Origin of the sequence: Streptomyces sp. SP17BM10, from assembly GCF_036322405.1 — a bacterium.
Classification (GTDB): domain Bacteria; phylum Actinomycetota; class Actinomycetes; order Streptomycetales; family Streptomycetaceae; genus Kitasatospora.
On sequence record NZ_JAQYXB010000675.1, the window covers coordinates 388451 to 411148 of the forward strand.

A 22698-nucleotide genomic window follows, 5' to 3' on the forward strand; every position below is an offset into this window, starting at 1 on the left:
GGGCCAGCGGAGGCCACCGCGCTCACCCGGACGGCCGAACCGCCGCGCGGCGGTCCCGCGGCCCCGGCGAGGCTGGGCGCATGACCGTCGACACCGGGACCACGCCGTCCGCCCCGCCCGTGCTGGACGTCCGGCAGCGCAACGTCGTCTTCGCCACCGTCGTGCTCGGCATGCTGCTGGCCGCCCTCGACCAGACCATCGTCGGCACCGCGCTGCCCACCATCGTCGCGGACCTGGGCGGCGCCGCCCACATGTCCTGGGTGGTCACCTCCTACCTGCTCGCCGAGACCGTCGCCACCGTGCTGGCCGGCAAGTTCGGCGACCTGTACGGGCGCAAGCTGCTCTTCCAGGTGTCCGCGATCGTCTTCGTCACCGGCTCGTTCTTCTGCGGCCTGGCGACCGACATGACGCTGCTGATCGCCTGGCGCGCCCTCCAGGGCATCGGTGCGGGCGGTCTGATGGTCACCGCGATGGCGCTGATCGCCGACGTCATCCCGCTGCGCGAGCGCGGCAAGTACCAGGGCGCGATCGGCGCGGTGTTCGGCGTCGCGACGGTCATCGGCCCGCTGCTCGGCGGGCTGTTCACCGACCACCTCTCCTGGCGCTGGGCGTTCTACGTCAACGTGCCGATCGCCGTCCTCGTGGTCGTCGCGGCGGCCCGGACCATCCCCTCGGTGCGGGCCGCCGTCCGGCCGGTCGTCGACTACCTCGGCATCGCGCTGGTCACCGTCGGGGCCGGCGCGCTGATCCTGGCCACCAGCTGGGGCGGCAACCAGTACGCGTGGGGCTCGGCGACGATCACCGGGCTCTTCGCGGGCGGCGCCGTCGCCCTCGGCCTGTTCTGCTGGGCCGAGACGCGCGCGGCCCAACCGATGCTGCCCATGCGACTGTTCCGCAACCCGGTGTTCGCCGTCTGCTCGGTGCTCAGCTTCATCGTCGGCTTCGCCATGCTCGGCGCGCTGACCTTCCTGCCGACCTACCTCCAGTACGTCGACGGCGACTCCGCCACCGTCTCCGGCGTCCGCATGCTCCCCATGGTCATCGGCCTGCTGCTCGCCTCCATCGCCAGCGGCAACGTCGTCAGCAAGACCGGCCAGTACCGGCTGTTCCCCATCGCCGGCACGCTCGTCATGGCCCTCGGCCTCTACCTGCTCTCGCTGCTCGAACCCGGGACCGGCACCGCGCTCGCCTCGCTGTACATGTTCGTCCTCGGCGTCGGCATCGGGCTCAGCATGCAGGTGCTCACCATCGCGGTGCAGAACACCGTCGACTACGCCGACCTCGGCACCTCCACCTCCGGCGTCACGTTCTTCCGCACCATCGGCAGCGCCTTCGGCACCGCCGTCTTCGGCACCATCTACGCCAACAGCCTCACGACCGAACTCGCCGACGGCATCGCCGCCTCCGCCCGCCTGACCGGCGCGAGCCCGGCCGTGCTCGCCAGGGCCGCCGAGAGCCCGCAGAGCCTGCACGCGCTGCCCGCCGACCAGGCCGCGCCGATCGTCCAGGCGTACTCCGACGCCCTGCACACCGTCTACCTGTGGACCATCCCGGTCGCGGTGATCGGCTTCGTCGTCGCACTGTTCCTCAAACAGGTCAGGCTGCGCGACACCGCGCGAGCCGGCTCCACCGACATCGGCGAGGGCTTCGCCCAGCCGACCACCAGCGATGCCGACCCGCACCTGGAGTACGCGGTCTGCAGGATCGTGCGCGGGGTCGACCTCGACGCCGTCCGCTCGATCGTCTCCACCGCCGACACCCGCGTCGACCTCGCCGGCGCGTGGGCCCTCATGGAGGTCGCCGGCCACACCAAGGCCGTCGGCCGGGCCTCCCTCGACCTCATCGCCACCCGCAAGCGCGTCCCGCCCGAGGTCCTGGAACCGGTCTTCGACCGCATGACGGACGAGGGCTACCTCACCCGCGCCGGCGACCGCCTCACCCCCACCGACGCGGGCCGGCAGCAGATCACCGCCCTCGCCCGCGCCTGGTCCGACTGGCTCAACGCCCGCCTCGACGCCGACGCCGGCCGCCCCCGCAGCCCGCAGCTGCGCACCGCCGCCGACACCATCGCCTGGCGCCTGCTCGTCGAGGACCTCACCAACGGCCTCCCGGCGCACGCCCGCCCGAAGGCGACCGTGCCGGCGGAGTAGGGCCCTACAGCCGCTTCGCGAGGACGAGTTCGCGGGAGACGCCGTCGTCGAGGAGGTCGCCGAGTTCGTCGGTGTCGGCGAAGGCGTGGCGGCGGTAGAGGGCGATCGCGGCGTCGTTGTGGGGCATGACGGCGAGCTTCAGGGTGGTACGGCCCTGGGCGGCGGCCCACGTGGCGATCTCGGTGATCAGGAGGTCCCCGACGCCCTGGCCTCGGGCCTCCGGGCCGACCCACATCGAGATCAGCTCGACAGCCGTCGGGTCCTCGTCGGCGGGGACGCCGCTGGCCATGGCGACGGGCCTGCCGTCCAGGACGGCGACCAGGTCGAGCGCGCCGGGGATCTCCAGGCGCGAGCGCCAGCGGTCCTCGTGGTCGCCGGGCCCCTGCCAGTCGGCCAGGGTGGAGCCGAAGGCGTACGGTGCCTCGGCGAGCGCGGCGAGGCGCAGCTCGCGGAAGACCGGCCAGTCGTCGGAGGAGAGAATTCGCAGTTCAAGCATGGTGCGGACCTTGCCGCACCGGGCGCCCGTAGGGCAAGCCCTTATCCCGCCAGGGGCGGGTTGACGTGGGCGAAGGCTTTCTGGCGGCGATACCCGTCCACGCGCATCGCAGCGACAGCACGGGTCACGGCGCCGGCTCCTCCAGGACGGCCATCGCCGCGTTGTGGCCGGGGATTCCGCTGACGCCCCCGCCGCGCACCGCGCCCGCGCCGCACAGCAGGACGTTCGGATGGGCCGTCGCCACGCCCCAGCGCTCCGCGGCGCCGGCCGGATCCGCTTCCGCGTACGGGAAGGCGAGGTCGCGGTGGAAGATGTGCCCGCCTGGCAGGCCGATCTCGCGCTCCAGGTCCCGCGGCGTCCTCGCCTCCACGCAGGGCCGCCCGTCCGCGTCCGTCGCCAGGCAGTCGGCGATCGGCTCGGCGAGCACCTCGTCCAGCTGCGCCAGGCTCGCCGCCAGCGCCCGGGACTTGACGTCCTCGTGCGTCGACGGATCCGCGAACAGCCGGGCGGGCATGTGGAGTCCGAAGAGGGTGAGGGTGTGGAGGCCCTGGCGGACCGCCTCCGGGCCGAGGATCGAGCCGTCCGTGAGCGTGTGGCAGTAGATCTCGGACGGCGGCGCCGAGGGCAGCCGGCCGGACGCCGCCTCGCCGTAGGCCGTCTCCAACTGTCGGTAGCCCTCGGCGATGTGGAACGTCCCGGCGAAGGCGTCGCGAGGGTCGACGGTGGAGTCCCGGAGGGCGGGAAGGCGGCGCAGCACCATGTTGACCTTCAACTGGGATCCCTCTGGCGGGAGTTCAGGAGAAGGTGCGTCGCCCAGGAGGCGGGCCAGAGCGGCCGGCGCCGCGTTCACCAGCACCTTGCGGGCCGCGACCACGGCCTCGCCGCCGTCATGACGGTACGTCACCTCGGCCTCGTCGCCGCCGTCCGTCGCGATCGCCGTGACCTCGCAACCGGTGCGCAGCTCGGCGCCCGCCGCCAGCGCCGCCTCGGCGAGCGCGCCGGTGACCGCGCCCATGCCGCCGACCGGGACGTCCCAGTCGCCCGTCCCGTTGCCGACGACGTGGTACAGGAAGCAGCGGTTCTGCCGTAGCGAGGGGTCGTGGGCGTGGGTGAACGTGCCGATCAGCGCGTCCGTCAGCACGACGCCGCGCACGAGGTCGTCGGCGAAGGTCCGCTCGACCGCCTCGCCGAGCGGGCGCTCGAACAGCGCTTCCCAGGCGGCGTCGTCCCCGATGCGGCGGCGCAGCTCGGCGCGCGAGGGCAGTGGTCCGGTGAGCGTGGGGAAGACGCGTTCGGCGATCCGCCCGGTCGTGCCGGAGAAGCGGCGCCAGGCCTCCCACTCGCGCTCGCCGCCGGTCAGCGCCCGGAATGACTCGCGCGTCCGCTCGGGGTCGGCCGCGTCGACGAGCAGCCCGGTGGGCTTCCCGTCCCGCACGACCGGGGTGTACGAGGAGATCCGGCGGCGCCGCAGCTCCAGCCGCAGGCCGAGCTCGCGCACGATCGCTCGCGGGAGCAGGCTCACCAGGTACGAGTAGCGCGACAGGCGCGCGTCGATCCCCGGGAAGGCCTCGGCCGACACCGCCGCCCCGCCCACCCGCGGCAACCGTTCGAGCACCAGCACCCGCCGCCCGGCCCGCGCGAGGTACGCCGCCGCCACCAGTCCGTTGTGCCCGCCGCCGACGATCACGGCGTCGTACCTCGAGGACGCGTTCGTGTTCATCCGGCCACGGTACGACCGAACGGACGCCCCGTCACCGGTTCGGGGCGCACCGGCTGCGCTCCGCAGCCGGCCTTCGTAGCGTCAGGTCCATGATGATCATTGCGAAAGCACGCGTGGCCTGCGTCGCCGCCCTCGTCGGCGCGACCCTGGCGGCCGGCACCGGGACCGCGACGGCCGGCGGGGGCGTCGAGTCCGCCTCGGTGCCCTACTACCATCAGCAGCTCGACAACGACTGCGAGGCGGCGGCCCTGCGCATGGTCCTGGCCTCGCGCGGGGTGTACGTCGGCGACCAGGACGTCCTCGACCACATCGGCGTCGACCGGGACCACCCCGAGTTCGGGCACTCCGGCGACCGCTCCGGGGACCCGTACGAGGCCTTCGTCGGCGACCCCGACGGTTCGGAGGTGGACGGCACCGGCTTCGGCGTGTACTCACCGCCGGTGGCGAAGGCCGCCCGCGACTACGGGCTCTCGCTGGCCCACTCCGGTTCGGGCATCTCCGTCCAGACCCTGAAGGACAGCCTGGCCGCCGGCCGCCCGGCGATCGTGTGGGTGGACTACCTGTGGCGCCACCTCAAGTCGACCACCTACACGGCGTACGACGGCGTCAAGGTCCTGTACGCGGGACCGGCCGAACACGCCGTCGTCATCACCGGGTTCGGCAACGGCACGGTGTCGGTCAACGACCCCGCGCGCGGCCGGACGACCGTCTCGGAGTCGGACTTCGAGAACGGCTACGCGACGTACGGCCGGATGGCGGTCGTCGTCAAGTGACGACCGCCACCCCTCCTGGCGCGGTCTAGAAGAAGCTGTCGTCGTCGCCCTCGTAGTAGTTGTTGATGACGACCTCGGGCTCGTCGTCGCTCAGCGCCTCGTTGAGCAGCGCGCCGCCGACCAGGCCCGCGGCACCGGCCCCGATCAGGGCGCCGGTGCCGAAGCGGCGGCCGCCCTGCTGCTCGGGGTGGCCCTGGCCGGGCACCTGCGGGTACCCCTGCTGGTAGCCCTGGGGGTATCCCTGCTGCACCGGCTGCGCGTACCCCTGCTGCGGGGTGTAGAACGGCGGCGGGGTGGTCTGCACACGCTGGGCGCAGGCCGCGCACGCCTGGATCTGGCGCGGCACGCCCCACTGCGGCGACCACAGCACCGCGGTCGAGCCGACGCCGTGCGAGGGGTCGAAGAAGCACGTCACTGCGGAACTCCCTGTTGCTTGCTGGACCGTTGCTGCCTGCTGGACGACGGCGGGCGGGGCGGTAGGCGGGGCGGTAGGCGGAGCCGGGGGCACGGCCGGGGCGGCCGGGGCGGCCGGCTGGAGCAGCGCGACGCCGAAGTCGGTCGCGATGCCCGCCAGCCCCGTCGCGTAGCCCTGCCCCACGGCGCGGAACTTCCAGTCCGCGCCGTTGCGGTAGAGCTCGCCGAAGACCATCGCCGTCTCGCTGCCCGCCTCGGCGGCCACGTCGTAGCGCACCACCTCGGTGGCGCCGTCGGCGTCGGTGATCCGGATGTACGCGCCGCTCACCCGGCCGAAGGACTGGCGGCGCTGCGCCGCGTCGTAGATGGCGACGGCGAAGACGATCCGCTCCACGTCGGCGGGCACGTCGGTCAGTTCGACGTCGATCCGCTCGCGGTCCCCGCCATCGCCACCCGCCCCACCCCGGTCACTGCCGTGGTGGCGGACCGAACCGTCCGGGCTGCGCAGGTTGTTGAAGAAGACGAAGTGCCCGTCCGAGACGACCCGCCCGGAGCGCCCGCACAGCAGCGCGCTGGCGTCCAGGTCGTATCCGGGGCCCGCCGTCCAGCCGAGGCCCACCCGCACGGCCACCAGCCCGGGGGCCTGCTTGCCCAGCGAGACGTTGCCGCCCTTCGTCAGGGCCACACCCATGGCGCTTCCTCTCCTCCACACCCTTGCTTTTCGCACTGCCGACCTCGACAACGCCGTAGAGCCGGTGCCGGTTCCCGCGCGCGACGACGGCCGGCTCAGTACCGGACGGGCAGTTCCAGCAGGCCCCGGGCGCGCAGTGCGGGCCGGTGGCGCAGCTGCTCGACGGGCACGTCGAGGGCCAGGCCGGGGAAGCGGCGCAACAATGCGCCGAGCGCGATCTCGGTCTCCAGCCGGGCGAGCGGCGCGCCGAGGCAGTAGTGGATGCCGTGGCCGAGGGAGAGCTGGCCGCTCTCGCGGCGGCGCAGGTCGAGGCGGTCCGGGTCGGCGAACTGGTCGGGGTCGCGGTTGGCGGACGCTATGGCGAGCAGGACGGTCTCGCCGGCCGGGACGGTGACGCCGCCGATGGTGACGTCCTCGCGCGGGAAGCGCCGGATGGACACCGGGGTCGGGCCGTCGAAGCGGGCGAACTCGTCGAACGCGCCCTCCAGCAGGGCCGGTTCCGCGCGCAGGGCGGCGAGCTGCCCGGGGTGGGTGAGCAGGGCGAGGACGGCGTTGGCGATGAGGTGGACGGTGTTCTCGTAGCCGGCGAAGAGGATCAGGAAGGCGAGCGAGGTGAGTTCGTCCTCGCTGAGCCGGTCCTCGGCGTCGCGGACGGCGATCAGGTCGGAGAGGAGGTCGTCGCCAGGGGCGGTGCGCTTGCGCTCGATGAGGCCGGTGAAGAAGGCGAGCATCGCGCCGACGGCGGCCTTGGCGTCCTGGGGGCGCTCCGGGTCGGGGGTGATGAGGGTGTCGGTCCAGGCGCGGAAGTCGTGCCGCTCCTCCTCGGGGACGCCGAGCAGGTCGCAGATGACCGTGATGGGCAGCGGCGCGGCGTAGGCGGCGAGCAGGTCGGCGCGGCCGAGCGGGGCCATGGCATCGAGGAGCTTTTCGGCGACCTGCTCGATCGGGCCGCGCAGGGCGGCGGTCCGGCCGGGGGTGAACGCCTTGGTGACCAGCCGGCGGATGCGGGTGTGGTCGGGCGGGTCCATGTTGAGCAGGTTGGCGTCGAGGGCCGGCGGCAGCCTGAACCCGTGGTAGTTGCCGGGCGTCGCATGGGCCTTGTCGAGGGACAGGCGCGGGTCGGCGAGGGCCTGGCGGACGTCCGCGTAACGGGTCACCAGCCACACGGGCAGTCCGTCCGGGCCGACGACCCGGTGGACGGGAGCGGCGGCGCGCAGGGCTGCGTAGCCCGCGTAGGGGTCGGCGATCAGGGCCTTCACGGTCAGGTCGGATGACGTCACATGATCACCCTACGGGCAGTGGCAGCCGGCTCCGACCGGTCCCTGCACGCTCAGGCCGGCCCTCCGAAGGCCTGCCCGCCGAAGGGTGTCCCGGCGAACGGCGTCCCCGCCGCCCGGGCCCGGGAGCCGGCGATCTCCCGGTAGGCGTCCTCGCGGCCCGCCCAGTGCGAGCCCTCGACGGACTTGCCGCGCTCCAGGTCCTTGTAGACCTGGAAGAAGTGGGTGATCTCCAGCAGGTCGAAGCGCGACAGGTCGCCGATGTCGCGCAGGCCGTCGTAGCGCGGGTCGCGGGCGGGCACGCACAGCACCTTCTGGTCCGGCCCGCGTTCGTCGCGCATGACCCACATGCCGACGGCCCGGCAGGTCTGCACGCAGCCCGGCACGGCCGGTTCGCCGCCGAGCACGAGGGCGTCCAGCGGTTCGCCGTCGCCGCCGAGGGTGCCCTCGACGTAGCCGTAGTCCGCGGGGTAGCGGGTGGCGGTGAAGAGCGTGCGGTCGAGGCGGATGCGGCCCGCCGCGAAGTCCATCACGTACTTGTTGCGGGACCCCTGCGGGGTCTCGATCATGATCTCGAGGAACGTCGACGCGGGCCCGTCCCGGTCCTCGAACTCCACCTGCGCCTCCACTGCGGCCTCCTCGCCGGTCCTGTGGCGATTGTCCGCCGCGCGGGCCCGCCCCGCCCACCGTCCGCGACGCGTGTTGGGGCGCCGGGCGCGCGCGGTACGGTCAGCGCATTCCCGAAACCCGGTTGAGCACCCCCTCGTTCCTCGTGCTCGGCATCATCGACACGCTGGGCGGAGCCAGCCCGTACGACGTCGAGGTGGAGGCGCCTGGCCGACGAGGTGGGCGAGCTGCTGAGCCTGGCTGTGGACCCGGCGGGCCGTGCCGGCCTGACGGGGCCCTACGATCACCCGCATGGGGAACTGGCGCGTCACCGTCATCGACCAGCACCGCAAACGCGGCATGGACCCGGTCTTCCGGGTGCGCGAGGAGCCGTTCGCCGCGCGCGACGACCTCGTCATCGGCGGCCGCACCGGCGCGATCACGTGCACCGACACCACCGGGCGCCTCCGGTGGACCCACCCCGTCCCGGGCACGCCGAACGCCGCGCACATCTCCTCCGGGCGCGTCCTCGTCACCACGAGCTCGATCGGCTACCACGCGTGGGGCCACCTCGGCCCCGCCTACCTCCTCGACCTCGAGGACGGCACCCTGGTCGCCGAACTCCGCGGCGAGCGCGGCGCGACACTCGGCGGGGGCCGCTTCCTGCTCGGGCTGGAGGGCTACGCCCACTTCCACACGTGGCAGTTCGACCGCGACGGCGACGTCACCGACACCTGGCGCAGCTACGGCCACTACGTCGTCGGCACCGGCATCCGCGTGGTCGAGGCCGACCGGGCGACGCCCACCGCGAGCCGCGTCGTGCGCCTCCTGCCCGGGGGCGCGATCGAGCGCAGCGCCCTGCTGCTCACCGAGTCCCAGGCGTGCGGGCCGGTCGTCCTGCCCGACGGCACGATCCTGGTCCTCGACGCGGGCGTGCTGCGCGCCTTCGGCCGCGACCTCGCCGACGCCACCCTCGCGGAACTCGTCACCGTGCCCGACGGCGAGGCCGACCGGTTCACCTCCACCCTGGAGCGGACGGGCGCCGACCGCCTCACGGCCGTCATCCGGGAGCGCAACCCCGAACGGGCGGGCAAGTACCTCACCCACACCTGGACGCTCGCCCTCCACCGGTCCTAGCTCCTCACCTGCTCATCGGACCGTCGCCTCCCACCGGCCCTTCGCCGGGCGGGCCTCGGAGTCCGTTCCCGGCCACGGCGGCATCGTGACGGCCGCGATGCGCAGCGGCCCCTCGGCGTCCTCGGCCGCGCGGAACTGGAACGCGGTGCCCAGCGGTATCGACGCGGCCGTCCCCGGGGCCAGCGGAACGGTCTGCTCGCGGTCCCCCTGCCGGCGCCACAGCTCGCCGCGGCCCTCGGTGACGAACCACAGCTCCTCCACGGTGGCGTGCGACACCGCACGGGTCACGTCCCCCGGTGCGAGCTCGAACACCGCCAGGCTCCCCCGCCCGGCCACGTCGAGCAGCGGGAACACCTCCGCACCGTCCGGCGCCACGACCACGGGCGCCTCGTCCGCCTCTGCCGTTCCGAACGGCTGTGCGTTCCCCGACGGCTGCTCGTCTCCGAACGGTTGCATGTGAATCCGACCCGGCCTCTCTGGCACGTCTTGCACGACGGAACACCTCGGGCTCGCCCCCACCGCCGATGAGACCACACGCCGCGGGACGCCCGCCAGAGGACCGGTCCCTGGCTCTACCGCTCGCTGGCTCTACCGCTCACTGGCTTTACCGCTCGCTGGCTTACCGCGAGGCCCGCCCCGTGCGGGGCTCAGTCACCCGCCGTGACGGCCGTCCCGCCGAACTCGCGGACCGCGTCCGCCACGATCGCGTCCAGCCGCGCGTGGTGCGCGCCGCGCCAGTACGCCTGGCCGCAGTCCGCGCACTGGGCGAACGCGTCGTACGAGCGCTCGGTGCCGTCGTGCAGCTGCTCGCGCACCGTCGTCTTCTCCACCGTGCGCAGCGTCCCGTTGCACGTCGTGCAGCGACTCCAGGGGGCCAGCGGCGGGGCGAAGCGGGAGAGGACGTCGCGCAGTTGCTCGGCCGGGCGGTGACTGTAGACGTACGCGCCGGCCCAGAGTTCGCGGCGGCGCAGCAGGCCGCGGTCGCGCGAGAGCATGACGCGCCGCTCGGCGGCGGAGCGGGCGGCGAGGGCGGCGTCGCCGATGTCCGGGTTCTCGTAGGCGGCGTCGATGCCGAGCAGGCGCAGGCGGCGGGCGAGGGTGCCGAGGTGGACGTCGAGCAGGAAGCGCAGCGGGCCGGGGGCGGGCTGCGGGCGGACGACACCGCGCACCTCGACGTGTTCGGCGTCGGCCGGGACGTGCGAGTCGGGCACCGGGCGGCCGTCGACGAGCAGGGCGCCGACCTCGGTGAGCGGCACGCCGAGGGACTCGACGACGTGGCCGAGGGTCGAGGTGCCGTCGGTGCGCAGCTCGGAGCGGCCCTGGCGGCGCCGGCCGGCGACGAAGAGGTGCAGCTCGGGGGCGAAGTCGACGGAGATCTGCGGTCTGTCCGGGGTGTCCACGCGGCCAGCATGCCAGCGCGCGCGGCGCGGCGGCCAGCGGTTTCCGACCACCGCCGCTCGCCGCCGCCGCGTGCCCGGCATGCCCCGCATGCCGACCGTGTCACCCCGCAGGGACCGCCACCGGCTCGGCCGGGCGCCGGTTGCGCTCGGCCCAGCGGACGGCCGGGCCCATCGCGTAGCCGGCCGCCACGAACACCGCGCCGAGCACGAGCCAGCCGGCCAGTCCGCCGTCGAGCAGCAGCGTCGTGAGGACGAGCGGCCCGAGGGTCCGTGCGACGGCGACGCCCGTCCCGAAGAAGCCCTGGTACTGCCCGATCCGGTCGGCGGGCGCGAGGTCGAAACTGATCTGCCACGATCCCGCCGACTGCCGCATCTCCCCCACCAGCAGGAAGGCCGAGCCGCCCAGGAGCAGCGCCGCGAACGCCCACTCGGGCACGTCCAGCGCCGAGAGGCCGAACACCGCGCACGACACGAGCAGCAGCGCACCCGCCGAGCGCACCGCACGCGCACCCGACGCGGGATCGCTCACGTCACGCGCCACCCGCACCTGGAAGGCCATCACGCCCACGGTGTTGAGGACGAACAGCACTGACCCGAGCCAGCCGAGGCCCGACGCCCTCTGGGCGAGCCAGAGCGGGATCACAAGGCTCAGCAGCGGCATCCGCAGCAGCAGAACGGTGTTGACGAGCGCGACGACGGCGTACCGCCGGTCGGTCAGCACCTCGAAGCGCGGCCCTGGCCTCGACCGGCCCGCCACCGGGGCGACTTCGGGCAGCCGCAGCAGGACCGTCCCGCCGACGACGAAGCCGAGCGCGGTGACGACGAACGCCCCGAGGTAGGCCTCGCGGGTGCCGACGGTCAGTGCGATGCCGCCGATCGCGGCGCCAACCGCCAGTCCGCCGTTGAGCGTTGACTGGAGGTGGGCCAGCAGCCCGGTCCGCTCGGCGGGGGACACCAGTCCGCCGACGAGCGCCTGGCGGGCGGCGGTCAGCCCGGACTGGGTGGTCGCGTAGAGGCACATGGCGACCAGGAACAGCGGGTAGGAGCGGATCACCAGGAACAGCGCCACGATCACCGCCGTCGCCAGCGCGAGCCCCACCGCCGTACGGCGCGGGCCCCGCTGGTCGGCGAGCTGGCCGAGCGGCACGCCCGCGAGCGAGCCGAGCGCCCACGCGACGGCGAGGCCGACGCCGAGGCGGGCCGCGGACATCCCGACGATGTTCGTGAAGTACAGCGCGGAGCAGGTGTAGTAGGCGCCGTCCCCGACGGCGCTCGCCAACTGGGCTGCGGCGAGCGTCCGCTGGGGCCCGGCGGGCGGGACGAGACGAGTCGGCACTTCGCTCCTGAAAGGTCGGGGACGGCGCGCGGGCCGCCCGTTCGCAACGGTTCGCACGCCAGCCTAGGGAGCCGGTGGACCATCGGGAAGAGCCAATGATCAAGCTCTTTCCTGGGCCACTTGCCCTCCGGCACCCGTACCGGCACACGACGGCTGAACCACCGTGCGACCGCGTCATCCGTTCGCCCGCAAGCGATCCCCGCGCCGGACCAAATTTGCCGGTGTTGACCCGTCAGTAACGCGCTCCTATGCTCAACGGCGTTCGCGACCCGGCACCGACCGTCCGGCGCCGTCACCGGCTCGAAGGGCTCCTCCCATCACCACGTCCACCGCCCCCTCGGGCGGCGCCCCCGGCGCGCCCGACGCGGCCGAAGCGCCCGACCCCGAAACCGGTCGCCGCCGCTTCCTCACCTACCTCCTCGCCGCGCCCACGCTCACCGTCGCCGCCCGGCTCGGCCTGGACGCGGCCGCCCCGGCCACGGCATGCGCCGCCGTCCGGGCCGCCGCGCAGACGGCCGCGCAGACCACGGCACAGACCGCCGCACCGACCGCCGCACGGGCCCAAACCAGCTTCGCGCCACCGCAGTTGATCGGCCTGCCGGGCATCCCGGACGTCCTGGACCTCGGCGACGCGCTCATCCTGGCCGGCCTGCCGACCTCCCACCTGCTCGTCCTGGAGCTCACCGCCGCCGGGCGCGCCGTCCTGCACCTGCCCCGCCTGGAGGTCGGTCAGGGCCTCACCACCGCCATCGCGATGCTCGTCGCCGACGAACTCGACGCCCGGCTCGCCGACGTGGACGTACCGCTCTCCGACGGCCGCCCCGAGCTGCTGTTCAACCAGCTCACCGGCGCCTCCAACTCGGTGCGCTCGCTGTACGAGCCGGTGCGCGCCGCCGCTGCCGCCGCCCGCGCCCGCCTGGTGACCGCCGCCGCCCAGCGCTGGAACCTGCCCGCCGACACCCTGCGCACCGCCGACGCCGCCGTCCTCGCCCCGGACGGCCGCCGCGCCGGCTACGGCGCACTCGCCGCCGACGCCGCCGCGATCGCCGTCCCCGCCGTGTCCTCGGCCCCCAAGAAGGCCGACCAGCTGCGCCTCGTCGGCAAGCCCACCGGCCGCATCGACGCCCGCGACATCGTCACCGGCCGCGCCAAGTACACCGGGGACCTGGCGGTCCCGGGCGCCGTGCCGACCGTGGTCGCCCGCCCCACCACCGTCAACGGCACGCTCAAGTCCCTGGACGCCACCGCCGCGCGCGCCATGCCCGGTGTCCTCGGCGTCGTACGGATCCCGAGCGGCGTCGCCGTCCTCGCCGAGACCTTCGACCAGGCGATGAAGGCCCGCGACGCCCTCGTCACCACCTGGAACCCGGGCCCGGCCGCCGGCCTGTCCGACGCCGACGTCCGCGACCGGCTGCGCGCCGCCCACGCGCCCTTCCTCATCCCGCCGCTGCTCACCGGGTACGTGGACGGCGAGTTCGACTTCGCCTTCGTCAACCACGCGCCGATGGAGGTCCTGACGGCCATCGCGGACGTGCGGCCCAACCGGGCCGAGGTCTGGTTCGCCGCCCAGACGCCGATCGTCGCCCAGCAGACCATCGCCGCCGAACTCGGCCTCCCCCAGGACGCCGTGACGGTCCACGTGGTGCGCGGCGGCGGCTCGTTCGGGCGACGGCTGTTCTTCGACGCCGCCCTGGAGGCCGCCCGGATCTCCAAGGCGGCCGGCCGCCCGGTCAAGCTCATGTGGACCCGCAACGACGACATGCGCCACGGCCGGATGCGCCCCGCGAGCCACCACCGCGTCCGGGCCACCTACGCCCTCGGCCAGGTGCTCAGCTACGAGCACCGCGCCGCCACCATCACGACCGACTTCCGGCACGGCCTCGGCGAGGCCCTGACCGCCGCCGGGTTCAACCTCTCGATCGCCGGGATCAGCCTCGCCCAGGCCTTCTTCCTGCTCAGCGAGAAGAACCCGTACGACGTCGGCATCCCCACCCACCTGCTCGCCGAGGTGCCCCTGGACGTGCACACCGGCAGCTGGCGCTCGGTCTACTCCGGCACCGTCCGGGTCGCCGACGAGATCATGATGGACGAGATCGCCCGCCGGATGGGCCAGGACGAGGTCGCCTTCCGCCGCGCCCGGCTGCGCGACGACGCCGGCCGGGCCGTCCTGGACGCCGCCACCACGGCGGGGAGTTGGGGCCGCCCGATGCCCCCCGGCCAGGCCCAGGGCGTCGGCTACCACGACGAGAACGGCGGGCGCGCCGCCTACCTCGTGGAGCTCGACGCCTCCGACCCGAGGAACCCGCGCGTCACCAAGGCGGTCATCGCCGCCGACGTCGGCCAGGTGGTCAACCCCCGCGGCCTGGAGGCCCAGTTGACGGGCGCCCTGACGGACGGCATCTCGGTGATCCTCCAGGCCGGCAACCACCTCGACAACGGCGCCTTCCGCGAGGGAAGTTACGGCGACTTCCACTACGCGCGGCAGCGCCACTCCCCACCCGTCGTCGAGATCCACCTCATGCCGCCGAGCGGACCGCCCGGCGGCGCGGGCGAGTTGGGCGTCCCGGCGGCCTCCGCCGCGGTGGCCAACGCCTACGCCCGCGCGACGGGCACGAGCCCGCGCTCGTTCCCGATCACCTTCTGACCGTCCGCGCAGCAGCCGACCCCGCCGAAGGACCTCTCCTCCCCATGCCCAGTCACACCTTCGTCCTCAACGGACAGCCGGTCACCGTCGACGCGCCGGACGACATGCCGCTGCTCTGGGTGCTGCGCGACAAACTCGGCGTCACCGGCCCCAAGTACGGCTGCGGCGTGGGCGTCTGCCGCGCGTGCACCAGCCACCTGGACGGCGAGGAGTTCCAGCCCTGCACGACGGCGGTCAAGGACTGCGCGGGCCGCGCCGTCATCACCATCGAGGGTCTCGCCGACGGCGACACCCTGCACCCTGTCCAGGAGGCCTGGCTCGCCTGCGACGTCGCCCAGTGCGGCTTCTGCCAGCCCGGCCAGATCATGACCGCCGCCGCCCTGCTGCGCCGCACCCCGGCGCCGACGGACGCCGACATCGACCGGATCCAGAACATCTGCCGCTGCGGCACGTACGTCCGCATCCGCGAGGCGATCAAGCAGGCCGCGGCGGCCACCGCGCCCCCGGCGTCCTGATGCCGTGGCACTGGCCAGGGGCGCGGGATCCAGGGCTAGAGTCCGAGCGTCTCCGCCGCCAGGGCGGTGCCCTCCACCCGGGCCGCGATCTTGGCGAACGCGGTCTCGCGCGAGGTGGAGGTGTCGTCGGCGAACGGCGAGAACCCGCAGTCGTCGGTGGTGCCCAACCGGTCGACCGGCAGGTGCCGGGCCGCCGCGAGCACGCGGTCCCGCACCTCCTCCGGGGTCTCCACCCGGGGGTCGATCGGGTCGGTCACCCCGATGAACACCCGGGCGTCCGCCGGGAGATGGGTGGCGATGACGGCGAGGACGCGGTCCGGATCGGCCTCGCTCGCCAACTGCACGTAGAACTTGCCCGCCTTCAGCTGGAAGAGCTTCGGCAGCAGGTCGGCGTAGTCGACGTCCAGACTGTGGGTGGAGTCGAGGTCCCCGCCCGGGCAGGTGTGCACACCGATGCGTGCCCGATCCTCGTCGGAGAAGCGTTCGAGCACCCGGTTGTTGAGCGCGACGAAGGCGTCCAGCACTCCACCCGACGGGTCCAGCTTGAGCGACAACCGCCCCTCGGTGAAGTCGAGTTGGACGGTGTGCGCGCCCGCATCGAGGCAGCCGCGGATGTCCGCCTCGGCTTCGTCGACCAGGTCGTCCAGGAACGCCTCGCGCGCGTACCCGTCGATACCGCCGGCCGGGTAGAGGAGGCTGAGCGCGGACGGCGCGATCACGGCCTGCTTGACGGGCTTCGACGTGTGGCGCAGCGCGTCCCGCAGGTAGGTGTCCGCACGCACCTGGTACCGGAACGGTCCGGCGGTCAGGGCCGGCAGCTGCCGGGTGTGCCCGTCGGCGAACGGGATGACGACGCCGTCCCCGCTGAGGGCGGTCAAACCTGCCAGGGGGTACGTCGCGAAGCTCGGCTTGGCCTGCTCGCCGTCCACCAGGACGGGGCAGCCGAGCGCCTCGAGCTTGGCGAGGGTCTCGGCGGTCGCCTCGTCCTGCAGCTTTTTCAAGTCCGCGTCGGAGAGCCGCCCTTCGGCGTGCTCGGCGAGGGCGGCGAGCAGCGCGGACGGGCGCGGGATGCTGCCGATGGGCTCCGTGGAAATGGTCATGAGCGGACGTTAGAAAGGACGGGCGCGCACGTGCAACGGGGCGCGCGAGGCATCCTGGCGCCCGCGCACGCTCCGCGCGCCCCCGCCCCGCCGGTTCACGCCCCCGGCACGACCGCCCTCGGGTCGCGGCCGAAGAACCCCGCCAGCCGGTCGTACGGCGGCGCGTCCTCCGGCACGGCGACCTCGGGGCCGAACGCGAACGAGGCCTCGTCCCCGCCCCGGTACGCCGGCTTGAGCGCCCCACGCGCCCACGCGAGCGCGGCGAGCGCCACCTCGTGGTCCAGTCCGTCCGTGGACTGCCCGGTGGACTTGGCCAGATCCCAGGCGTGAACGGCCAGTTCCGCGATCTCCTGGTCCACCGGGAAGCGCGCGGGGAAGGATCCCACCCCGGGGACCTCCAGCGTGCCGGTGAGCTCCCCGGCCTCCCGCCAGGCGTCGATCAGTTCCTCGGCGCCGGCCTCGAAGGCGTGCAGCCAGTCCCCCTCCACCCGCTCGAAGGACTCCGACCAGTCCGGCCGGCCCCCGCGCGCCTGGACGGTGAACTGCCGCAGGTCGAACAGGAGATGGCTGATCAGCGTGCCCACGTCCCACGAGCGGCAGGGCGTCGGGTGGCCGGCCAGCTCGACGCCCGTGCCGTCGATCAGGCCGGCGCTCTGGGCGAGCGCCCGGGCGAGCAGGTCGATCGGATCGTCGATCGGGTCGTCGGTAGCGGTCATGGCACGGCCCTCCTGGGACGGCGGGTGATCGGTCTCCGTGATGCTAACCGCGTCCACGAACCATCGCCCGGCCCCCGGCCCCGGCGCCACGCCGGGGCCGGGGAGCCCGGGGAGCCCGGGGAGCCGGTCAGGAGGCGAAGCCTCCGTCCACCGCGAGCTCGGCGCCCGTGACGTACCGGCCGCCCTCGCCCACGAGGTACGCGACGGCCGCCGCCACGTCCGCCCCCGTGCCGTAGCGCCCGAGCGAGGTCAGCCCGGCCTGGAACGCGGCCGACTCGCCGTCCGCCGGGTTCATGTCGGTGTCGATCGGCCCGGGGTGGACGACGTTCACCGTGATCCCGCGCGGTCCCAGCTCGCGGGCGAGCGCCTTGGTCAGCCCGATCGTCGCGGCCTTGCTGGTCGCGTACAGCACGGCGCCGCCGAAGGCGACCCGCTTGGCGAGGCAGCTGCCGATCGTGACGATCCGCCCGCCCTCGGCCAGCAGCGGCGCGGCCGCCTGGGCGAACAGGTACGGCGCGCGGACGTTGACGTCCAGCACGCGGTCGACGTCCGCCGCCGGCGTGTCGCCGATCGGCCCCACGGCCCCGACGCCGGCGTTGTTCACCAGGACGTCGAGCCGCCCGAACCGCTCGACGGCCGCCGCCACCGCGGCCCGCACCTCCTGCGGGTCCGCGCAGTCGGCCCGGACCGCCCAGCCGCGCCGTCCCGTCGTGGCGATCTTCGCCGCGACGGCCTCGGCCCGCTCGGCGCTCCCCTGGTACGTGAGGACGACGTCCGCGCCGTCCTCGGCCAGCCGCAGCGCGATCGCCTCCCCGATCCCCCGGCTCCCGCCGGTCACCAGGGCCACCTTGCCGTCGAGTCCCGTCGCACCGTTCATCGTCATCTCCCCATCGTCGGAGGCCCGTTGTCGGGCACGACTCGATCCTCGACGGCGACGGCGCGAACCTCCGGCGGTATTCGGACGTTGCGTTGAATCTTCAACAGTGCACGCTCAGGTGCGCTCCGGCGCGCGGTAGTGCGACGCCACCGCCGGCTGCCCCGTGTAGGTGGGCCCGGCCTCCGCGTCTGCCCCGGCGTACGCGAACGGCAGGTGAACGCTCCGCCCGCCCTCCAGCACCAGCAGGTGCCGGCGCGCCCGGTACTCGAACCCGGCCCCGCGCAGCGCCGCGACCACCGCCCGCCCCGCGCTCGCCCCGCCCGCCCACCGCACCGACTCCGGGTCGAAGTGCGCGGCGAACCGCCCCTCCGGCGCGAGCCACGAGGCGGCCTTGGCGATGACGCCAAGCTGGTCACCCAGGTAGTGCAGGCCGTGGACACACGTGATCAGGTCGTACGACCGGCGCGGGGTCCAGTCGGCGAGCGCCGCCGTGACCAACCGCAGTCCCGGCAGCGCATCGGCATCGGGCGGGGGCGCGAGCGGGCCCACGAGGTCCACGCCGGTCAGAACCGCCCCTTCGGGGAGCCGACGCGCCGCCTCGACCATCGCGCGCCCCTCGCCGCTGCACAGATCCAGCCAGGCCGGCGCGGCCCCACCGCGCCCGAGCAGCCACTGCGCCGGGTCGAACCCCAGCTCCCGCGCACAGCTGTTCACGCCGCTGAGCCCGCGCTCGCGGTTCATCGTGTTGTTGGCCACCACGGACGAGCCCACGAGCTCGTCGTCGGGTATCAGTCGCACCATCGGGCGACCCTATCGACACGCCGCCCGACCAGGCGCGATGCCCCCGTCGAGGGACGCCGACACGGGCCCGACACGCCGAAGGGCCGCACACGGCCCCTTGGGGAGCCGGGCGACCCTGTCGACGACCCGGGACTCCGGCCCCGCCCCCACAACGCGCGGAGCGGCCATCCCCGGGTCCCGGGATGGCCGCTCGGTGTGCGGTCGTGCGGTCCTGCGGTCGTGCGGCCCTGCGGTCCTGCGGTGGCGACGGTGCGTCAGACGGTCAGGTCCTGCCCCGGGAAGATCAGGTCCGGGTTGTCGCCGATGGTGCGCAGGTTCTTGCCGTACAGCGTGTCGGTGTCGGTGCCGAACCTGGCCGCGATCTCGCTCAGGGTGTCACCGCTCCGCACGGTGTAGCTGCCGTTCGCGCTGCTCCTCGCGGTCGACGGAGCGGGCTCGGCCGGCCGGGCCGGTGCCTGCTGCGCCTGCGGCTGGGTCCGCGGCGTCGACCTGGTCACGGGCTTGTTCTCCTGGCCGGCGTCCTGCCCGGCACCCTGCTTGACGCCCTGTTTCGCCGTCGGCTTCGACGGCTTCGGGGCCGGCTTGGCCGCCGGCCGGTCCGGCTGCGCCGGGGCGTCGTTCACGGAGTCCGCGACCTCCGCCGGGGCGCCGCCCTTGCTCAGGCCCGCCTTGTGCGAGCACACGGGCCACGCGCCCGGGCCCTGGGAGGCCAGGACCTTCTCGGCGACGGCGATCTGCTGCGCCTTGGTCGCGTGGTTGGCCTGGGAGGCGTACGCGGTCCCGCCGTACGCGGCCCAGGTGCCGGAGGTGAACTGGAGCCCGCCGTAGAACCCGTTGCCGGTGCTGATGCTCCAGTCGCCGCCGCTCTCGCACTGGGCGACGGCGTCCCAGGCCGAGGTGGGCGCGGCGGAGGCCGAGGTGGCCGTGACGAGGCCGGCAACCGGCAGGGCCGCGACGGCGGCACCCGCGACGATCCCGATCCGCAGGCGGTTGCGCTTGGCGGAGGCGGGGGTGGAGGTCGTGGAGTCGGTGGCAGTGGCGGTCTCGTGACGGGGATTCAATGGAGATCCTCTCGACAAGCCCCGGGCAGGCAGACGGAACCAGGCCCTGGACGGGGCCGGTCTGATCCGTTCGCCTCACTCGACGGCGGCGGGGCACGTGTCGGACGTGCCGTGCCGCCCCGGCCACCTCCGCTCGCCGACGGCCTGGGTACGGCCGGTCGCGTCGGCGGTACGGCCCTCGCGCCGGTGGTCAGTCGGCGGGCCGTGCGTCGGGGTGAACCCGGGTGGCGCTCGTTGCGCCGCCAATGAAGCTAGGGGCGGTTCGGTCGGCACGGCAAGCAATTCTTCGGGTACGCAGGTCAGTTGACTGTTACCGGCGGTATCGATCAAGAAGTGGCATCCGGTTCGACCGCATTTGACCGGATTGACAAGATCGAATGTTCAATTTCCGTGCGCTCGGTCACACCTGTCCATTCATCAGACCGGGCATACCATCGACGGACCGTCAGCGATCACTGACGGTCCGTCACCGAAAAATCCGAAGTTCCCGGCTCCGCGCGGCGATTGAGTGACCTGCGCCACACTCGCCACGCTCCGCTGTCACGGGAACACGCTCAGCCGCGCCCGTCGAGCTCCGCGTCCCGCGCCAGCAGCGCCGCCTGGACCCGGTTCTCGCAGCCCAACTTGGCCAGGATCCGACTCACGTACGTCTTCACCGTCGCCTCGCTCATGTGGATCCGCGCGCCGGCGTCCGCGTTGGACAGCCCCTCGCCGAGCAGCGCGAGAACCTCCAGCTCACGGCCGGTGAGCACCTCCAGCCGGCGCCGCGCCTCGGCGCCGCGGGCCACGGCCGAGCCGCTGCGCCCGGAGGCCAGCGAATCGACGATGTGCCTGGTCGCGGCAGGTGACAGGAACGCGTTGCCGCTCGCCGCGGCCCGCACCGCCTGGATCAGCTCCGCCGGTGCCGTGTCCTTGAGGAGGAAGCCCGCACCCCCCTCGGTCACGGCGCGCAGGACGTTCTCGCGCTCACCGAAGGTGGTGAGGATCAAGGCCCGCGCGCCGGGTGCGGCCTTCGAGAGCTCCCCGAGTGCCGTCAGACCGTCCATCACCGGCATCTGGATGTCCAGCAGCACGACGTCCACCCGGTGCGCCCGCGCGAGCTCCAGCGCACGCCGGCCGTCGGCGGCCTCCGCGACCACCTCGATGTCGTCGGCGGAGGCGAGGATCATCCTGATCCCGGCCCGGATGAGCGGCTCGTCGTCGGCGACGAGGACTCGGATCACGCTGGTCATCCCCTCGAAGGGTGCTGTACGGGTGGCAGCACCATCCTCACATCCGGACGTGCCCGGGCCTCGACCGGCCCGGTCAGTCCTTCACCAGGTAGTGCTCCTTGTCCACCAGCGCGCCGTCCTTGAAGCAGAAGCGCACCGCGTTGTCCTCGCCGAACTTCTCCTTCGAGTCCTCGGCCTGGAAGTACACGCAGTGCGCGCCCTCCGGCACGGGCGGCCCGCCCTTGTCGAAACCTTCGGTCAGCCAGGCTGCGCCGCGCGGCAGTCGGCCGCGCACGTCCGACTCCGACTGCCCGACCCGGATCCCCTCGTAGACGTCCCTCTTCACCGTCGCGTTGTCGCTGGCCTCGATGAAGGCCCACAGCCCCCACACGAGCAGTCCGAGCACGGTGAGCCCGACGCCCACCACACCCACCGCGCAGCCCAGCGCCGGACTGCGCCGCCGGCCGCCGTCGTCCTCCGCGGTCGGCAGGCCCTCCAGCACCCAGTCCTCCGTACCGGTGCCGGCCTCGCCTCCGTCGCCGCCGTCCGCGGCCCCTTCGTACGGGAGCATCCCCGCCAGCCGGAAGCCCTGGTCGGGCGTCGCCCCGGCGTGCACCATGCCGCCGACCAGCCGGGCGCGCTCCCGCAGGCCGGTCAGGCCCTGCCCGCCGCTGACCGCCTGCCCCGCCCCGGCCCGCGCGCCGACGAGCTCCGGCGCGCGGGGGTTGGTGACCTCGACCACGAGCGCGTCCGGCTCGTACCGGAGCGCGACCGTGATCGGCGCACCGGGGGCGTGTTTGTGGGCGTTGGTGAGCGCCTCCTGCACGATCCGGTACGCCGCGTGGTCGACGGCCACGGGCAGCGCACGCCGCTCCCCCTCCTTCCGGAAGGACACCTCCGCCCCGGCGGCACGCGAGGACTCGACGAGACCCCCGATCCCGTCCACCCCGCCCCGGCTCCCGGGCGCACCCGCCGCCGTCGGCGCCGGCGGCACCGCCGTCGACTCGTCGTGCAGCACGCCCACCACCTCGCGCAGCTCGCGCATCGCGGCCACCGCCGCCTGCCGCAGCACGCCGACCGCCTCGCGCTGGCGGTCGGTGAGCGTGCGGTCCACCTCCAGCGCGCCGGAGTGCACCGAGATCAGCGCGAGCTGATGGCCCAGGCTGTCGTGCATGTCCTGCGCGATCCGGTGCCGCTCGCGCAGCCGCGCCTGGTGCACCACCATGACGCGCTCGCGCACCAGTTGGTCGTTGCGCTCCCGCAGCGCGTCCATCAGCGCACGGCGCTGCGCGCGGTAGCGCCCCCACAGGGCGGGCAGCACCGCCGTGATCAGGAAGCCGCCGAGCGAGATCGCGATGATCGCCTTCGGCGACATCGAACCGGCGTCCTTCAGCACGCCGGTCACGGTGAACAGCGCCCAACTCGCGACGAAGGTCGCGACCAGCGCGCCGACCCGGCGCACCCGGGCACCGGCCGCCCACCCGGCCACCACGAGCAGGGGCAGCGGTCCGGGGGCCCAGCCGGCCACCGCCGCCGTCACCAGCAGGACACCCGCCGGGAAGGCCCGCCGCAGAAGGAACAGCAGGGCGGTCCCGATCCCGACCGGCACCGCCCAGCCGGTGTGGTCCAGGAGTTCCAGCAGGACGGCGAGCCCGCCCAGCAGCAGGACGGAGAGAACCTCACGCAGCACCGCCCAAGGACCCCAGGGCCCGGGCAGCGCCGTCCGTACCGCCTTCGTGCAGGCCCGTGCAATCGCGTTCACCCGTCCGAGGC

The 22698-nt window shown here is 73.9% G+C and carries 20 protein-coding genes; 5 read left to right on the plus strand and 15 right to left on the minus strand.

The genetic code is table 11. The features are described 5' to 3' along the window. Positions 1 to 80: 80 nt before the first annotated feature. Positions 81 to 2150: an MDR family MFS transporter gene (locus PUR71_RS37500; RefSeq protein ID WP_329931738.1), complete on the plus strand. Its 2070-nt coding sequence runs from the start codon at positions 81 to 83 to the stop codon at positions 2148 to 2150. Positions 2151 to 2154: 4 nt separating this feature from the next. Here the strand turns inward: PUR71_RS37500 and PUR71_RS37505 are convergent, their stop codons facing one another. Both PUR71_RS37505 and PUR71_RS37510 read right to left on the minus strand, forming a co-directional pair. Continuing rightward, positions 2155 to 2646 carry a GNAT family N-acetyltransferase gene (locus tag PUR71_RS37505; protein ID WP_329931739.1) on the minus strand — a complete coding sequence of 164 codons (492 nt, stop codon included), beginning with the start codon at positions 2644 to 2646 and terminating at the stop codon, positions 2155 to 2157. Positions 2647 to 2770: 124 nt separating this feature from the next. Further along, entirely contained in the window at positions 2771 to 4366 is a 1596-nt protein-coding gene (locus tag PUR71_RS37510; RefSeq protein ID WP_329931740.1) for a phytoene desaturase family protein, read from the minus strand. Between the two features lie 89 nt (positions 4367 to 4455). On the opposite strand from PUR71_RS37510, the gene PUR71_RS37515 reads away from it, so the two are divergent. Then, a complete protein-coding gene (locus PUR71_RS37515; RefSeq protein ID WP_329931741.1) occupies positions 4456 to 5139 on the plus strand; it encodes a C39 family peptidase in 684 nt (227 codons plus the stop codon). Positions 5140 to 5164: 25 nt separating this feature from the next. Here PUR71_RS37515 and PUR71_RS37520 read toward each other — a convergent pair whose 3' ends face one another. The 3 genes from PUR71_RS37520 to PUR71_RS37530 form a co-directional block, all read right to left on the minus strand. Then, entirely contained in the window at positions 5165 to 6244 is a 1080-nt protein-coding gene (locus tag PUR71_RS37520; RefSeq protein WP_329931742.1) for a TerD family protein, read from the minus strand. Between the two features lie 95 nt (positions 6245 to 6339). Next, complete coding sequence (locus tag PUR71_RS37525) at positions 6340 to 7524, minus strand: cytochrome P450 family protein (protein WP_329931743.1); 1185 nt, start codon at positions 7522 to 7524, stop codon at positions 6340 to 6342. A gap of 50 nt (positions 7525 to 7574) precedes the next feature. Then, positions 7575 to 8090 carry an inorganic diphosphatase gene (locus PUR71_RS37530; protein WP_329931823.1) on the minus strand — a complete coding sequence of 172 codons (516 nt, stop codon included), beginning with the start codon at positions 8088 to 8090 and terminating at the stop codon, positions 7575 to 7577. A 349-nt stretch (positions 8091 to 8439) separates the two neighbouring features. Between PUR71_RS37530 and PUR71_RS37535 the strand changes: the two genes are divergently transcribed. Beyond that, positions 8440 to 9264 carry a hypothetical protein gene (locus PUR71_RS37535; protein ID WP_329931744.1) on the plus strand — a complete coding sequence of 275 codons (825 nt, stop codon included), beginning with the start codon at positions 8440 to 8442 and terminating at the stop codon, positions 9262 to 9264. A 12-nt stretch (positions 9265 to 9276) separates the two neighbouring features. On the opposite strand, the gene PUR71_RS37540 is transcribed toward PUR71_RS37535, so the two are convergent. From PUR71_RS37540 to PUR71_RS37550, 3 genes are all read right to left on the minus strand, one after another. Beyond that, complete coding sequence (locus PUR71_RS37540) at positions 9277 to 9720, minus strand: cupin domain-containing protein (RefSeq protein ID WP_329931745.1); 444 nt, start codon at positions 9718 to 9720, stop codon at positions 9277 to 9279. Positions 9721 to 9911: 191 nt separating this feature from the next. Then, positions 9912 to 10664, minus strand: coding sequence for a Mut7-C RNAse domain-containing protein (locus PUR71_RS37545; protein WP_329931746.1), 753 nt, complete (start codon positions 10662 to 10664; stop codon positions 9912 to 9914). A gap of 100 nt (positions 10665 to 10764) precedes the next feature. Then, a complete protein-coding gene (locus PUR71_RS37550; protein WP_329931747.1) occupies positions 10765 to 12000 on the minus strand; it encodes an MFS transporter in 1236 nt (411 codons plus the stop codon). A 163-nt stretch (positions 12001 to 12163) separates the two neighbouring features. Here PUR71_RS37550 and PUR71_RS37555 point away from each other — a divergent pair, with 163 nt between their 5' ends. Further along, positions 12164 to 14644, plus strand: a complete 2481-nt coding sequence (locus PUR71_RS37555; protein ID WP_329931748.1) for a molybdopterin cofactor-binding domain-containing protein — start codon at positions 12164 to 12166, stop codon at positions 14642 to 14644. Positions 14645 to 14688: 44 nt separating this feature from the next. Next, positions 14689 to 15159, plus strand: a complete 471-nt coding sequence (locus PUR71_RS37560) for a (2Fe-2S)-binding protein (RefSeq protein WP_329931749.1) — start codon at positions 14689 to 14691, stop codon at positions 15157 to 15159. 35 nt (positions 15160 to 15194) lie between these two features. On the opposite strand, the gene PUR71_RS37565 is transcribed toward PUR71_RS37560, so the two are convergent. From PUR71_RS37565 to PUR71_RS37595, 7 genes are all read right to left on the minus strand, one after another. Next, positions 15195 to 16259 (minus strand): cobalamin-independent methionine synthase II family protein, encoded by a 1065-nt coding sequence (locus PUR71_RS37565; RefSeq protein ID WP_329931750.1) that lies wholly within the window; start codon positions 16257 to 16259, stop codon positions 15195 to 15197. A gap of 95 nt (positions 16260 to 16354) precedes the next feature. After that, positions 16355 to 16975: a TIGR03086 family metal-binding protein gene (locus tag PUR71_RS37570; RefSeq protein ID WP_329931751.1), complete on the minus strand. Its 621-nt coding sequence runs from the start codon at positions 16973 to 16975 to the stop codon at positions 16355 to 16357. Positions 16976 to 17102: 127 nt separating this feature from the next. Continuing rightward, on the minus strand, positions 17103 to 17858 hold the full coding sequence (locus PUR71_RS37575; protein ID WP_329931752.1) for an SDR family NAD(P)-dependent oxidoreductase: 756 nt from the start codon (positions 17856 to 17858) through the stop codon (positions 17103 to 17105). A gap of 108 nt (positions 17859 to 17966) precedes the next feature. Continuing rightward, positions 17967 to 18653, minus strand: a complete 687-nt coding sequence (locus PUR71_RS37580) for a class I SAM-dependent methyltransferase (protein ID WP_329931753.1) — start codon at positions 18651 to 18653, stop codon at positions 17967 to 17969. A 254-nt stretch (positions 18654 to 18907) separates the two neighbouring features. Next, positions 18908 to 19714 carry a transglycosylase family protein gene (locus PUR71_RS37585; protein WP_329931754.1) on the minus strand — a complete coding sequence of 269 codons (807 nt, stop codon included), beginning with the start codon at positions 19712 to 19714 and terminating at the stop codon, positions 18908 to 18910. Between the two features lie 554 nt (positions 19715 to 20268). Continuing rightward, the gene (locus tag PUR71_RS37590) at positions 20269 to 20937 is read right to left on the minus strand and encodes a response regulator transcription factor (protein WP_329931824.1); all 669 of its coding nucleotides are present in this window, start codon (positions 20935 to 20937) and stop codon (positions 20269 to 20271) included. Between the two features lie 82 nt (positions 20938 to 21019). Beyond that, positions 21020 to 22687 carry a sensor histidine kinase gene (locus PUR71_RS37595; protein ID WP_329931755.1) on the minus strand — a complete coding sequence of 556 codons (1668 nt, stop codon included), beginning with the start codon at positions 22685 to 22687 and terminating at the stop codon, positions 21020 to 21022. Between the last annotated feature and the right edge of the window lie 11 nt (positions 22688 to 22698).

Coding starts and splice junctions, on each gene's coding strand:
- PUR71_RS37500 (WP_329931738.1), top strand. CDS start 81: ATGACCGTCGACACCGGGACCACGCCGTCCGCCCCGCCCGTGCTGGAC.
- PUR71_RS37515 (WP_329931741.1), top strand. CDS start 4,456: ATGATGATCATTGCGAAAGCACGCGTGGCCTGCGTCGCCGCCCTCGTC.
- PUR71_RS37575 (WP_329931752.1), bottom strand. CDS start 17,858: ATGACGATGAACGGTGCGACGGGACTCGACGGCAAGGTGGCCCTGGTG.
- PUR71_RS37565 (WP_329931750.1), bottom strand. CDS start 16,259: ATGACCATTTCCACGGAGCCCATCGGCAGCATCCCGCGCCCGTCCGCG.
- PUR71_RS37505 (WP_329931739.1), bottom strand. CDS start 2,646: ATGCTTGAACTGCGAATTCTCTCCTCCGACGACTGGCCGGTCTTCCGC.
- PUR71_RS37580 (WP_329931753.1), bottom strand. CDS start 18,653: ATGGTGCGACTGATACCCGACGACGAGCTCGTGGGCTCGTCCGTGGTG.
- PUR71_RS37530 (WP_329931823.1), bottom strand. CDS start 8,090: ATGATCGAGACCCCGCAGGGGTCCCGCAACAAGTACGTGATGGACTTC.
- PUR71_RS37535 (WP_329931744.1), top strand. CDS start 8,440: ATGGGGAACTGGCGCGTCACCGTCATCGACCAGCACCGCAAACGCGGC.
- PUR71_RS37570 (WP_329931751.1), bottom strand. CDS start 16,975: ATGACCGCTACCGACGACCCGATCGACGATCCGATCGACCTGCTCGCC.
- PUR71_RS37520 (WP_329931742.1), bottom strand. CDS start 6,244: ATGGGTGTGGCCCTGACGAAGGGCGGCAACGTCTCGCTGGGCAAGCAG.
- PUR71_RS37560 (WP_329931749.1), top strand. CDS start 14,689: ATGCCCAGTCACACCTTCGTCCTCAACGGACAGCCGGTCACCGTCGAC.
- PUR71_RS37540 (WP_329931745.1), bottom strand. CDS start 9,720: ATGCAACCGTTCGGAGACGAGCAGCCGTCGGGGAACGCACAGCCGTTC.
- PUR71_RS37510 (WP_329931740.1), bottom strand. CDS start 4,366: ATGAACACGAACGCGTCCTCGAGGTACGACGCCGTGATCGTCGGCGGC.